Here is a 12,669-nt window from a genome sequence, read left to right as displayed (position 1 = left end):
TTGGATAGTCGATTGTATTATTTTAGGGTTGGGTTAAGTCTGTTTTTTTGTCAACTTTCAACTGTCAACTAAAAAAATTAATCGATAAACTTAAGGCGACCAATTTGAAGATAATCAAAGATGCGATTGATTTGATATCGGTCTTCTTCGGAAATTTTATCATCAGATAGGATAGTGGAAGTCAAAACTAAATGTTCGCGGCGAGCAATTTTGCCAGACGCTACAATCCGATCGACCATTTGAGAAATTGTCAAGTTCGATTTGTTGGGAGATGTTCGCATTTATTCGATCGCCTTTATGTCAGAATAGTTAAAGATGCTGGCAATTCTTAACTCAGAAATGATGCAAATCGATTTGTGGAACAGCAGAAATAATCTATCATATCATGTCCGCTCGATTACGATAACAAAAATGGTTCCTAGTACGGACTCGCATTCCGCAGAATTTTACGGACTCGCATTCCGCACTACGAACCCGTCGCGCCTGCGGTTAATCGATCGGACACAAGATCGAGGTTATACTCCCAAAGATAGATGCGCGGAGTCTATAATTATGAATTAAGCCTGCCTCGGAAGTGCGATCGCACTAAATTTGATTCTATAATAATTTTTATCCAGAGGTAATTCTATGCAGGTCTATCGAATCCCGGTACTGTCCGATAATTACATTTTCTTGCTGCACGACCCCGATCGCCAGACAGCAGCAGTCGTCGATCCAGCCCTAGCAGAACCGGTCTTGCAGCAACTGAGCTCGCTCGGAGCCGAATTAACAGCAATTTTCAACACGCACCACCACAACGACCACATAGGCGGCAACCAGCAACTGATCGATCGCTTTCGGCAAATTAAAGTTTACGGCGGCGCACAAGATAGAGGCAGAATTCCTGGACAGCAAGTGTTTTTGCAAGCGGGCGATCGAGTAGAATTTGCCGGCAGAACCGCCGAAGTCTTCTTCGTACCAGGCCACACAAAAGCTCACATAGCCTACTATTTCCCCGCGCGCAACCAAGGCGAAACCGGCGAATTGTTCTGTGGGGACACTTTATTCGCTGGAGGCTGCGGCAGACTGAAAGAAGGCACTCCAGCTCAAATGCTAGCTTCTCTGGAACAATTGCGAAACCTGCCGGACAGTACCAGAGTTTGGTGCGCCCACGAATACACGCTGCAAAACTTGCAATTTGCGATCGGCGTAGATGGCGACAATCCCGATCTGCAGCAGCGCTTAGCCGAAGTTAAAGAAGCACGCAGCCGATCGCAACCTACCATACCATCCTCGATCGGCATCGAGAAAAAGACCAACCCATTTTTGCGCTGGGATTTGCCCAACCTCCAACGGGCCGCCAACACCCGCGATCCCGTCCAAACCTTCGCTCAATTGCGCGCCATGAAAGACCGATTTTGACAATAGCAACGTCAGCCTTACATACCTGCATCACGTCAAATGTGTGCAACGAGCCACAGCCGTTGATAATATGCAGCCACCAAGAAAACCGATCGGGCTTACCCCTGCTTTGAAACAGCCAGAAAACTGCCTCTGGCCTTTGCTCTGTAGCGGCAACTGGTTAAGCTCAGGGACTGTGCGATACAATAAATTGTCCCGATATCAACATTCCAGTAGGACGATCGACATCCCTCTTAAGTTTGAATTGTAACCCTGTTTAAAGTAATACTTCCTCGGAATGATTTCCGTATAATTATTTAACGATCGCGATTGGCTTAGCCAAAACTCAAACCGTTGTTAGAAATCGATGAAAAATCTAGGCAATACTGAACCCCAACAGCACATCGACCCCTGTGTTTCAACGCATTCTAACAACGCGCTTTATCCGGGCGCGCCTTTACCAACAGATATAGGCATGGTTTTGCAATTGGCAGACGGCAGCATTCAGGGGTGCAATCCGATCGCCGAGAAACTGCTGGGGATGACAGCAGCACAGATGCAGGGCTGCTCTTGGCTCAACATTCTGGGGCGTACTGTGCGCGAAGATGGCTCGGATTTTCCCGCCGAGAGGCATCCGGCGACGGTGGCGCTGCAAACCGGGCAGCCAATCTCAAATGTTATTATGGGCTTCGATCGACCTCCGGGAAAATTGATTTGGTTGACGCTCAATTCTCAACCTTTATTTCAGGGAGATCGATCGACTCCCTATGCAGTAGTTACAACCTTCACTGCTATCGCTCCTCCTCAACCCGAAGCCGCCAACAACGCGCCCGCCCAACAACTGTCAGACACCCTCGAAAGTATTTCCGACGGGTTCTATGCTTTGGATCGAGACTGGCGGTTTACCTACGTTAATTCTCAAGCGGCGCGGTGGATAAATCGACTCTCGAAAGATTTGATCGGCAACAGCGTTTGGGAAGAGTTTCCCGAAGCTGTCGGTACTTTGTTCGAGCAGGAATATCGCCGCGCCTCTAGAGAGCAAGTTACGGTTAGTTTTGAATCTTTTTATCCGCCGCTCAATGCTTGGTATGCGGTGCGAGCCTATCCGATCGCCTCGGGGCTTGCCGTTTATTTTCAAGATGTGACCGAGCAGAAAGCGGCGAGCGCTGCTTTTATTAAACAAGCGCAAACGGCACACCAACAACTAGCAGAAATCGAGGCGATTTATGCTAGCGCGCCGATCGGACTTTGCTTTGTCGATACCGAGTTGCGGTTTGTCCGGATCAACGATCGGCTAGCAGAAATTAACGGAGTTCCAGCCGCCGCCCACATCGGCAAAACATTGCGCGAAATTTTGCCAGAAATGGCAGATGATTTAGAGCCGCTTTACCGACAAGTTATTGAAACTAAAGTTCCACTTCAACAGCTCGAACTTCGCAGGACGAACTCAGCACAGCCGGGAGTCGAACAGGATTGGCTGTTGAGTCTCTATCCGCTCAGGGCCGAGGACGATCGCGTTTTGGGCGTGAACGTGACGGTACACGAAATTACGCATCGCCAAGCTAGCAAAAGAGAAATTCAACGGCTCAACCAGGAACTAGAGTGGCGAGTGAATGAATTGCAATCAATCCTTGATGCCGTACCCGTCGGAATTACGATCGCAGACGACGCCCAGTGTCAAGTAATTCGCGCTAACCGGTTTGCTCAATCGATGCTCGCAGTGCCGCCCGATGCCAATGTTTCTGCAAGCGGAGAGCAAGCCGCAGTCCTTCCGTTCAGACAACTCAGCAACGGAGTAGAAATCCCGCCAGAAGAGCTCCCAATGCAGCGGGCTGCGGCTTCGGGCTCCGAAGTGCGGGATGTGGAAATTCAAATGGTGCGATCGGACGGAGCGACTTTTGATTGGTTGGTGAATGCGGTGCCGTTATTTGACGAACAGGGCGCAGTTTGCGGCTGTGTGGGAGCGTTTGTGGATATTAGCGATCGCAAACAAGCAGAAGAAGCTTTGCGCCGATCCGAAGAACGCTACCGCACTTTGTTTGAGTCCCTAGACGAAGGCTTTTGCATCATCGAAATGCTGTTTGACGACAACGAAAAGCCGATCGATTACCGCTTCTTAGAAATCAATCCGGCCTTCGAGAAACAAACCGGACTCGTACAAGCTGCGGGTAAAACGATGCGACAGCTCATTCCAGAGCACGAAAATTATTGGTTTGAGGTGTACGGCAAAGTCGCGCTCACGGGGGAACCGCTGCGCTTTGAACACGGCTCCGAAGCGATGAACCGCTGGTTTGAGGTTTCGGCGTTCCGCACTCCCGAGCCGCACAGCCGCAAAGTCGCCATACTTTTCAAAGACATCAGCGATCGCAAACAGGCGGAAAATCTTCTGCGCGAACACTACAGCAAGTTGCGACTGTTTGTTAAACATTCGCCTGTGGGGGTGGCGATGTTTGACCGCCAGATGCAGTATATGCTGGTGAGCGATCGCTGGCTGGCTAACTACGGGCTGGGCGCTCAAAATATTGTCGGGCGATCGCATTACGATATATTGCCAGATTTGCCCGATCGTTGGAAACAAATCCACCAGCGCTGTCTGGCGGGAGCAGTCGAAATCTGCCCAGAAGAACTGTTTCCCCGCGCTGATGGCTCGATGGACTGGGTGCGCTGGGAAATTCACCCTTGGCGCACCAACAGCGGTGAGATTGGCGGGATCATGATTTTTTCGGAAGTAATCACCGATCGCAAAAACGCTGAACTCGCCATCGCCGAGGCCAAACAGCAAGTCAGCAATATTATCGAAAGTATTACCGATGCCTTTATCGCCTTCGATTCGCAATGGCGCTATACCTACGTTAATGCCACTGCTGAAAAATTGCTGGCGCGATCGAGAAACGACTTGTTAGGTCGATCGATCTGGGAGATGTTCCCCGCCGAGAAAGAATCCAATTCGAGAGTATATCAAGAATTTCATCGAGTTATTAACGAGCAAGTTTCTGTCAAATTTGAAGAATTTTCACCTTCACTTCAAGTTTATGTAGAAGTCAGCGCCTATCCAGCCGCCGGAGGATTGACGGCTTATTGGAGCGATATTACCGATCGCAAACGCACAGAAGAAGAACTGCGACAAAAGAATGCAATTTTGAACGTGATTAACGAGTCAGCGCCCACGCCAATTTTTGTCAAAGATCGAGAAGGACGGATTATTTATGCCAATCCGCCCGCGCTGGAGGCGCTGGGAAAAACTGCTGATGAAGTAATTGGCTGGCGCGATATCGATTTATACCCAGTAGTAGAACTTGCAGTCACAGTCACGGAAAACGATCGGCGCATTATGGAATCTGGACAAACAGAAGTCCTCGAAGAATCTCACGATGGCATTCGGACATTTCTGGTAATGAAAGCTCCCTACCGCAATCAGGCGGGAGAAGTGATCGGCTTGATTGGCATCTCCAGCGACATCACAAATCGCAAACGAGCAGAAATCGAGCGGCAAGAACAAACAAAGTTACTACAAGTAATTATTGACAGCATTGGTGACGGTTTAATTCTTGCCAACCAACAAGGGGAGTTTGTGCTGTTTAACCGAGCCGCCGAGGGGATATTCGGTCAGCTATCGAATGAAAAATCCTGGGAGGAATGGTCGAGCACCTACGGAGTATTTTTGCCAGACAAAAAAACCCTATTTCCCAACGCTGAACTACCCCTAGTCAGAGCAATCAAAGGCGAATATGTCAATGATGTAGAAGTATTTATCGACCGCCAAGATGGCGAAAGTCGCTGGATCAGTATCAGCGGTTATCCGGTGGTTGATACTAGCAACGAAATCCAAGGTGGAGTGATTGTCTGTCGCGATATTACAGAACGCAAACAATCAGAAGCAGCGTTGCAAGAAAGCGAAGAGCGATTCCGCAATATGGCTAACAACACTCCTTTTATGGTCTGGGTAACAGACTCCACAGGTTACTGCACTTTCCTCAGCGAAAGCTGGTATGAATTCACCGGTCAAACTCAAGAAACAGGTTTAGGATTTGGTTGGATAAATGCTTTGCATCCAGAAGACCGAGAACCATCCAAAAACGCATTTTTGATGGCCAACGAACGCCAGGAACCTTACCGCATGGAATTTCGCGTGGGGCGCCCGGATGGCGGATATTCTTGGGCGCTGGATGCGGCGGCTCCCCGATTTACTGAAAGCGGACAATTTGAAGGTTTTATTGGCTCTGCGATCGATATGACAGAGGGCAAAAAAGTAGAAATCGAGCGCGATATGGTTCTGCAATTGGAACAAACTGCCCGCGCGGAAGCCGAGCGAGCTAACCGGATTAAAGACGAGTTTCTGGCGGTGCTTTCTCACGAGTTGCGATCGCCCCTAAATCCGATTTTAGGCTGGTCGCAACTGCTGCTAGCAGGGAAGCTGAGCGCGACTCAAACAGCCAAAGCGTTGGAGACAATCGAGCGCAACGCCAGACTGCAATCTCAATTAATCGAAGACTTGCTAGATGTGTCTCGAATTCTGCAAGGGAAGCTTAGATTGACTGTGGCTCCGGTGAATGTGGGAATCATTATTTTGTCTGCTTTGGAAACGGTGCAATTAGCAGCCGAAGCTAAAAAAATTCAAATCGAAACAATTTTAAATCCCGATGTCGGACTCGTTCTCGGCGATACAAGTCGCTTGCAGCAAGTTGTGTGGAATTTGTTATCGAATGCGGTAAAATTTACGCCCGAAGGCGGTAGAGTTGAAGTTAGATTAACGCAAGTCGGTGGCCAAGAAGTGGAAATTCAAGTCGCCGACACGGGTAAAGGTATTATTCCCGATTTCTTGCCCTATGTTTTCGAGCATTTCCGACAAGAAGACGGCGCGACTACTCGCAAATTTGGGGGTTTGGGATTGGGATTGGCGATCGTCCGCCAACTGATCGAACTGCACGGCGGGACGGTATTTGTAGAAAGCGCTGGAGAAGGTCAAGGAGCGACGTTTACGGTGAGATTACCGCTATTAAATGATGATTCTAGAGCGCAGCGGTTAGAAGCGGTCAATTCGTCTGGTAGTTGCGATATTTCATCTTTCCCGCTCTCGGGATTGAGAATTTTGGTGGTAGATGATGATCTCGACTCGCGGGATTTTGTCGCCTTCGTCCTCGGCCAAGGGGGTGCAAAGGTGATTGCGCTATCTTCTGCTGCTGAGGCGCTGCTGTCGATCGCGCAAACTGCACCGGATTTGCTCGTCAGCGACATCGGAATGCCGCAGATGGACGGATATATGCTGATCCGTCACATCCGCACTCAGCTTGCGCCAGAGTATCGAGATTTGGTGGCGATCGCCCTAACGGCCTATGCTGGAGAAGCGAACGAGCGCCAAATTTTGCAAGCCGGATTTGACCAACATTTATCTAAGCCGATCGATCCGAGTGAGTTATTGGCCGCTGTAGCGCGATTGATGAGCCAAAAGCTAAAAAATCCATAACAGGTTCCCAGTGAGGACTTCAGTCCTCTCCAATTCCTTCACCACCTTCGCTTGAGACGGATGAACCCACCAAAAATGGATATCTCATCCCTCTTCCTTCTTCCCTTTTCCTGATGACGTTGGACGGAAAGCTCGGGGGGACAGCAAAACATGACGTTGGACTAATGACTTCTTCCTTCTCCCTTGCGATCGCCCTTCAAACTTCGCTATTATAGAAAGTTGCAATTAAAACCCCACAAGCAACGATCATGGCCAAGCGCGTCCAATTAGTATTAAACAAAGATGTCAGCAAACTCGGCAAAGCTGGCGACGTAGTAGAAGTAGCCCCAGGCTACGCCCGCAACTACCTAGTACCCCAAGGAATGGGATTTAGAGCCACTCCGGGAATTCTCAAGCAAGCAGAGCGCCGCCGTGAAGAAGAAAGACTGCGCCAGTTAGAACTCAAGCAGCAAGCTGAAGTCCGCAAAACCGCCTTGGAAGCAGCCGGGCCTTTCATCATCTCCAAGCAAGTCGGCGAAGGAGACGCGATTTTTGGTACTGTCACCAACCAAGAAGTAGCAGAACTGATTTTCAACTCTACCAGTCAAGAAGTCGATCGGCGCGGCATCACCCTACCCGAAATTCGGGGCACTGGTACATACAAAGCTGAAATCAAACTTCACGCGGAAGTTACCGCCGAAGTTAATATTCAAGTTGTCCCGATGTAATTAAAAGTTGTCAGTTGGCAGGAAAGTTGTTGGCAGTTGGCTATTATTTGTTATTTGTTATTTGTTATTTGTTATTTGTTGGTTCTAATTCCGAATCACCCATTTCTACTGACAACTAACAACTCACAATTCACAATTGTAGCAATCCTCGCATCAGTTGTACAAATATCTAACGGTAGTGCCTTTCTTTGCCTACCTCCGATACGAGGATATTCAGGATAGGGACAGCTACCCTTCGCGAACGCACGGGCGTGGGGAAATTGCCCCTACAATAAATTATACAATTCATTTAGGATTGCTATAAAAACTAACAACTGCTGCCAACCGACAACTGCAAACTGACTGAGGACTATTGACTAATGAGCGATTTGATGCCGACAAATATAGAGGCAGAAGAAGCAATTTTAGGCGGGATTTTAATTGACCCCGAAGCGATTTCTAGAATTGCCGAACTTCTGCGACCGGAGTTTTTTGCCATCACCGCTCATCAAGTCATTTATCGATCGGCATTAGGGCTATTTTTGCAAGGCCAACCGACAGATTTAATGACGGTGACAACTTGGTTGACAGATCGCAACCAGTTAGAACAAGTCGGAGGATTAACTAAATTAGCACAATTAGTCGATCGCACAGTTTCAGCAGTCAACATCGACCAATATGCAGCCTTAGTTGAAGACAAATATCAGCGCCGCCGATTGATCGAAGCTGGCAACAACATAGTACAATTAGGTTACGAGACAGCAGCACCGCTAGAAACAGTATTAGACCGCGCCGAACAAGAAGTTTTCGGCATCACTCAAGACCGCCCGCAACAAGATTTAGTATCGATCGGCGAAACCCTAAACCAAACATTTCAAGATTTAGAAAATCGCAATGAAGGCCTCACGCTTCCCGGTATTCCCTGCGGTTTTTATGATTTAGATGCCATGACAGGAGGCTTTCAGCGATCGGATTTAATCATCGTTGCTGCTAGACCGGCAATGGGGAAGACGGCCTTTTGTACCAACATCGCCCACCACATCGCTGCTGGAGGGCAGAAATTGCCTGTTGCGGTTTTCAGCTTGGAAATGTCGAAAGAACAGCTAGTGCAGCGTATCTTGTCCAGTGAAGCCAAAATAGAAAGTAACAGGTTGCGATCGGGCAGAATCAGTCAAAACGAATGGGAACCAATCAGTACAGCCATAGGTAACTTATCAGAATTGCCGCTGTTTATTGATGATACTCCTAATATTACCGTGATGGAGATTCGCTCCAAAGCCCGCCGCCTTCAAGCGGAACAAGGCGGATCGTTAGGATTAATCTTGCTAGATTATCTGCAATTAATGGAAGGTAGCAGCGACAACCGCGTGCAAGAATTATCTCGAATTACTAGAGGCCTTAAAGGTTTAGCCCGCGAACTCAACGTGCCGATTATTGCTTTGTCTCAGTTGAGTCGCAGTGTGGAAGCGAGAACAAATAAGCGGCCGATGATGTCTGATTTACGCGAAAGTGGCTGCTTAACAGGTGATAGTTTAGTTACGCTGGCGGATACTGGTATGCGCGTACCAATTTGTGAATTAGTAGGAAAATCTGGCTTCACAGTTTGGGCGCTCAATGAAGCCACTATGCAGTTAGAAAAAGCCGTTGTTAGCAATGCCTTTGCTACAGGTGTTAAGCCTGTACTACGACTGCAAACTCGTTTGGGACGGGCAATTAGAGCCACTGGCAATCATAAGTTCTTAACCATTCACGGCTGGCGACGATTGGATGAGTTAAAAATGGGCGATCGCATTGCCCTACCTAGATACGTATCAAGTTCCTTGATCCAATCGATGGACAATGCCGAAATAGCCTTGGTAGGACACATGATTGGAGACGGATGTACTCTACCTAGACACGTTATTCAATACACTACTAGAGAGGAAGATTTAGCCAATACTGTTGCAAACCTTGCCATAGAAGTATTTGGAGAGCGAATCATACCTCGTATTTGTAAAGAACGTGATTGGTATCAAGTTTATCTTCCTGCCGCCTATCATCTGACACATAATGTGAGGAATCCTGTAACTAAATGGCTAGATGCTTTAGGTGTTTTTGGTCTGCGTTCTTACCAGAAGTTTGTCCCCAATCAAATATTTGAGCAGCCTCAAGAAGCAATATCTTTATTTTTACGCCATCTTTGGTGTACTGATGGTTGCATAAAAACAGGTAGGGGTAAATGTCATTACCCTAGTGTTTATTATGCTTCCAGTAGTGAAAAATTGGCAAGAGATGTTCAGTCACTCTTACTCAGACTTGGTATCAATGCCCGCTTATTTTTAAGCCCCCAGCCAGGGAAAGGGCGAGATCAACATCAAGTTTGGGTAACAGGAAGACCTGATTTAGATAAGTTTATTCATTTGATTGGTGCAGTAGGTAACTACAAACAGCAAGCTCTAACAGAAATTGCAGAATACATTGAAATTCGTTCTAGCAATACTAATAGAGATGTCATACCGCGTGATGTGTGGAAAATGTATGCTGTTCCTGCTATGCAGCAATTTGGTTTAACTACACGCCAGATGCAAGCACAGCTAGGCAACTTATATTGTGGTACAACCCTTTACAAACACAACCTTGGTCGGGAACGAGCATTCAGATTAGCTACAATTGTTAAATCTGATGAACTTGCGCCCTTATCTAAAAGCGATATTTACTGGGATGAAATCGCCTCAATAGAAGTTGATGGTGAAGCTGAGGTTTACGATTTAACAGTGCCTGCACTGCATAATTTTGTCGCTAATGACATCATAGTTCACAACTCGATCGAGCAGGACGCCGATTTAGTCATTATGCTGTACCGAGATGAATATTACAACCCCGATTCGCCCGATCGCGGAATTGCCGAAGTCATCATCACCAAACACCGAAACGGCCCCACAGGCATCATCAAACTATTATTCGATGCCCAATTTACCTCATTCCGCAATCTAGCATCTCCAAAGCGCTCTTAAGAAGGAAGAAGGAAGAAGGAAGAAGGAAGAAGGAAGAAGGAACACACAGCAAGCTTTTTCGCGATCCGTATTTTACGTTTAATTAGGTCGATTTACTTAAATGAACTAAGACTTACGCAGAAACCCGGTTTCTTAATAAAAAAACCGGGTTTCTAAACAGCGTAAAAGTTTAACACTTAGTTAGGTTGAGCTACCTAGCCAGCAATTTTCAATAATTCCACATCAAAAATCAGCGTAGCATTAGGAGGAATCACCCCGCCCGCACCGCGAGCACCATAACCTAATTCAGGGGGAATAATCAACTTGCGGCGTTCTCCAACTTTCATCGTACCGACACCTTCATCCCAACCCTTAATTACTTGGCCTACACCAATTTTGAACTGAAATGGAGAATTGCGATCGCGCGAACTATCAAACTTCGTGCCATCCTCCAAAGTGCCAGTGTAGTGCACCACAACCGTCTGACCAGTTTTTGGAGTCGCCCCATCACCTTCTTTCAATTCAACATATTTCAAACCTGAAGCTGTGGTGACAGTTTTCTCAGTATTATCAGTCATGTTATTGCCAGCGATAGTAGCTGGTTCCTCCGGTAAATTAGCATCAGCTACGAGCAAGCTATCTTCAGTGAAAGACTTCGCTGAGAGGATCTCAAGCGCAGCATCGGTTAAAGGATTATTCACTTCGGAGGCAACTGCTTTGGGCACATAACCGCTCATTTGAGCAACTATCAAAAACACAAAGCAAACCAGCATTACCCCCAAGCTGACCAGAATTCCTTGCAAAATTAATCCTCCTGATACTTTTTGTAACCGCGATATCTCAGATATCTAAGACATCTTGTACAACAAGAACTACAAAATTTTATCTGAACTTTTCCGCCAAAAATGGCGGATGCCAGTTAATTTTAAACGCAAAAGAAACTTTGAAGTCAGAATGTTTGTAATTCTAGCTTCTGCTTTCTACATAAGTGCCTTATTGAGCCTTCTGCGTTCGGGTGACAATTTTATCACAAGATAGCAGCAAGCGCGCGATCGCCCGCGAGCGCGAAACTTGCAGAAAAGGATCGTGCTCAGCGCCAGTTACGGTTTTCTAAATCGCGCATCTGACGTTCGAGACGATCGAGCCTGCCGCGCAACTCATCCATTTCCGACTGTCGGGGAACGCCCATATCTTGCAGTATATTCCGCAGTTGGCGCTGGAACTGAGTATCCCAACTTCCCTGCTCCGACTTCAGGTGCTCTGTCATGTCATCGACAAAAGTTTTGGCTTGCTCGGGGTTGATTTTGCCATCTTTAACCCATTGCTCGCTGACTTCCTGCAATTTCTCCGCCACCAAGGAGGTAGTACCAATGCCCAGCATCACCAGTTGTTTGAGTAAGTTGCTATTGTTATCCATAGATTTTTCCTACTGTTTGGCACAAAATAGCCGATCGGCTCAGGTCGCCTGCTGTCGCTGCGAAACCATCTGTACAATTTAAGTTACATCAGCGCTGACCTACCTTTCTATTTTGGAGCATTCAGCCGCCTGATGGCGTTCGGAAAACCCGCTAATGAGCTTACCGACAACATTACCCTATCACCCAGCCGTCAATGCCTGATTGCCCCCGCTGTCACCAACCTGTAGACGCGCGAGCCATCGCCTGTCCGCAGTGCAAAATCCCTCTCAAAGCTTTCGGTCATCCGGGTATCCCCCTTTATCGATCACCATCTGCAGAATTTCTGTGTACAACCTGTATTTACCACGAAGACGACACCTGCAACTACCCGCAGCGTCCCTTGGCGAAAGAATGCACGCTTTATCACGACAAAGCCGAGCCTCTAGTGCCGCAGACGAGCCGTTACATCAGCGGCGGCCTGCCGCAATCCATCAAAAATTGGTGTCAGCGCAATGTTATTTGGTTGGCTTTATTTGGTTTAATTATTATTAGCATTGCTCTGTCTGTTTGAAAGAATTGTAGGGAGCATCTCAAAAAATGCAAAAAGTATTATTTTAACGTCTGGGGAGTGTCCCCGCTCGCTTGGCGACAAGGTTTCGCCCATCTTATATGAGATTTTTAGGCTGGCGAGACCACAATACTTTAAATAAAAATTACTGTACAAATTAGATGCACGCCAGCACATCCGCATTGTGTCCCATCCGTCAAGA

Annotated in this window: 8 protein-coding genes; 5 read left to right on the top strand and 3 right to left on the bottom strand. The window is 47.4% G+C overall.

What is annotated here, in order from left to right; translation table 11 throughout:
- Positions 1-77: 77 nt before the first annotated feature.
- Complete coding sequence (locus QUA01_RS03520) at positions 78-281, bottom strand: hypothetical protein (RefSeq protein ID WP_194068085.1); 204 nt, start codon at positions 279-281, stop codon at positions 78-80.
- 346 nt (positions 282-627) lie between these two features.
- Here QUA01_RS03520 and gloB point away from each other — a divergent pair, with 346 nt between their 5' ends.
- The 4 genes from gloB (at position 628) to QUA01_RS03500 (ending at position 10,523) form a co-directional block, all read left to right on the top strand.
- Complete coding sequence (gene gloB, locus QUA01_RS03515; RefSeq protein WP_333087529.1) at positions 628-1,401, top strand: hydroxyacylglutathione hydrolase; 774 nt, start codon at positions 628-630, stop codon at positions 1,399-1,401.
- Between the two features lie 346 nt (positions 1,402-1,747).
- On the top strand, positions 1,748-6,844 hold the full coding sequence (locus QUA01_RS03510) for a PAS domain-containing protein (RefSeq protein ID WP_333087530.1): 5,097 nt from the start codon (positions 1,748-1,750) through the stop codon (positions 6,842-6,844).
- A 248-nt stretch (positions 6,845-7,092) separates the two neighbouring features.
- On the top strand, positions 7,093-7,551 hold the full coding sequence (gene rplI / locus QUA01_RS03505; RefSeq protein WP_194009876.1) for a 50S ribosomal protein L9: 459 nt from the start codon (positions 7,093-7,095) through the stop codon (positions 7,549-7,551).
- Between the two features lie 359 nt (positions 7,552-7,910).
- On the top strand, positions 7,911-10,523 hold the full coding sequence (locus QUA01_RS03500) for a replicative DNA helicase (protein ID WP_333087533.1): 2,613 nt from the start codon (positions 7,911-7,913) through the stop codon (positions 10,521-10,523).
- Positions 10,524-10,717: 194 nt separating this feature from the next.
- Here QUA01_RS03500 and QUA01_RS03495 read toward each other — a convergent pair whose 3' ends face one another.
- Positions 10,718-11,305, bottom strand: a complete 588-nt coding sequence (locus QUA01_RS03495; protein WP_194070826.1) for an FKBP-type peptidyl-prolyl cis-trans isomerase — start codon at positions 11,303-11,305, stop codon at positions 10,718-10,720.
- Between the two features lie 287 nt (positions 11,306-11,592).
- The gene (locus QUA01_RS03490) at positions 11,593-11,919 is read right to left on the bottom strand and encodes a phasin family protein (RefSeq protein WP_333087535.1); all 327 of its coding nucleotides are present in this window, start codon (positions 11,917-11,919) and stop codon (positions 11,593-11,595) included.
- A 194-nt stretch (positions 11,920-12,113) separates the two neighbouring features.
- On the opposite strand from QUA01_RS03490, the gene QUA01_RS03485 reads away from it, so the two are divergent.
- A complete protein-coding gene (locus QUA01_RS03485; RefSeq protein WP_333087537.1) occupies positions 12,114-12,470 on the top strand; it encodes a zinc ribbon domain-containing protein in 357 nt (118 codons plus the stop codon).
- The last annotated feature ends 199 nt before the right edge of the window (positions 12,471-12,669 follow it).

Source organism: Microcoleus sp. S36a_B3, assembly GCF_036700745.1.
In the GTDB taxonomy this organism is placed as follows: domain Bacteria; phylum Cyanobacteriota; class Cyanobacteriia; order Cyanobacteriales; family Microcoleaceae; genus Microcoleus.
This window is presented reverse-complemented; position numbering and strand designations above follow the sequence as displayed.